We start from the raw sequence: 1,587 nt of genomic DNA, 5'->3' as shown, positions 1-1,587 counted from the left end.
AATTTGGGTGCGCTCGGCATGGGCGTTAACTAGGTGGTGAAAGTCCACTGTGAGCCGTAGTAGTCGGAATCACGAGCTGAGGACAAGGGTGTCCATCGCGAGGTGGAATCTGAAGGAAGTCTAAGGCAAAGTACTGAGCTGATGTACAAGAATCGACTAAAAGGCCGGAAAATACAGGATAAGTTTGCCCAGCACAACGAAGTCCTATACTACTCGAAAGTATTTCCGGTAGAGTCGGCAGCTACATGGTACGAAAGTTAACGCTCTTACCCGAGGAGGTCTGCCATATAAGTCTGGAGAAATAATTCTCTAGACAAACTAGTCAGTGATGCCTAGCTGAATATGGCAGAAGTCAGCAGAGGTCATAGTAGTCGCTTGCGATGAAGGACCGAACATTAATAACTTTTATGGATATTGGAGGTAGAAATGGTGCGAAAATCGCAGAAAACAGAGCGTAAGCCTGGCCAACTGGGGACTGTTGGTTTGGAAAATCAAGGAAAACCAGAGGTGCGTAGTGCCATTTCTGGTGAAAGTACGATTAGAAGTGGCATTTCGTTCAAAGAACTAGTTTTAAGTAATACAAATCTTAATGATGCGTACAAAAACGTTTATGGAAACAAGGGAGCTCAAGGAATAGATGGCATGACTGTCTATGATTTGAAAGACTACATTAAGAAGAACAAATCTCAATTAGTGAAGTCGCTTAGCGACTTGTCGTATAAACCTAAACCTGTCAGACGGGTAGAAATACCCAAACCTGACGGATCTATGCGTAAACTTGGAGTGCCAACAGTGTTTGATAGGTTGGTACAACAAGCGATTGCACAAGTAATGACGCCTGTGTTTGAGAAGGTATTCTCAGACAATAGCTTTGGCTTTAGACCAAATCGAAGTGCTCATGATGCAATAAAACGTGTCACTGAGCTTTATGACCAAGGATATCACGTGGTGATAGACCTAGACTTGAAAGCATACTTCGACACGGTCAACCATGACTTACTTATGAAGTTCATCAAGCAGTATATTGATGACGAATGGTTGTTGCGTATGATACGCAAATTCCTAACGAGTGGTGTGATGGACGGTAAATTCTTCCAGAAATCTACCATGGGAACTCCACAAGGGGGAAACTTATCACCGCTCCTTGCAAACATTTATCTAAACGAGCTCGATAAACTACTTACGTCCCGTGAACATAAGTTTGTTCGCTATGCCGATGACTGTAATATATACGTCAAAAGTAAGCGAGCAGGTGAACGTGTTCTTGAGGGTGTATCTAAATTTTTGGAAAAGGACTTAAAGCTAACTATCAATCGCAAGAAAACTACTGTGGGAAATCCCCGCAGACTAAAGTTTCTTGGATTCTCAGTTGGTGTATCTCGAAAAGGGGCATACCCGATAGCTAGTAATCAATCAAAGAAAAGACTGATACACTCCCTGAAAATCATCACTAAAAGAAATCGAGGAAGAAGCCTAGAAGTTATCTTCCTAGAAATCGAACGAAAGATGAATGGATGGTTGAACTATTATGGAATTGCGGGAATCAAGACATTCATACAGAGAGTTGATGAATGGCTACGTGCAAGA

General features: G+C 42.2%; 1 protein-coding gene. It reads left to right on the top strand.

The features are described 5' to 3' along the window. Positions 1 to 429: 429 nt before the first annotated feature. Positions 430 to 1,587: group II intron reverse transcriptase/maturase (gene ltrA / locus EKM69_RS12170; protein ID WP_125711377.1), on the top strand; the 1,158-nt coding region annotated here is incomplete at its 3' end.

The organism is Companilactobacillus zhongbaensis (assembly GCF_003946515.1).
Taxonomy (GTDB): Bacteria; Bacillota; Bacilli; order Lactobacillales; family Lactobacillaceae; genus Companilactobacillus; species Companilactobacillus zhongbaensis.
The sequence above is the reverse complement of the archived record's forward strand: the minus strand, read 5'-3'. Positions and strand labels throughout refer to the sequence as shown.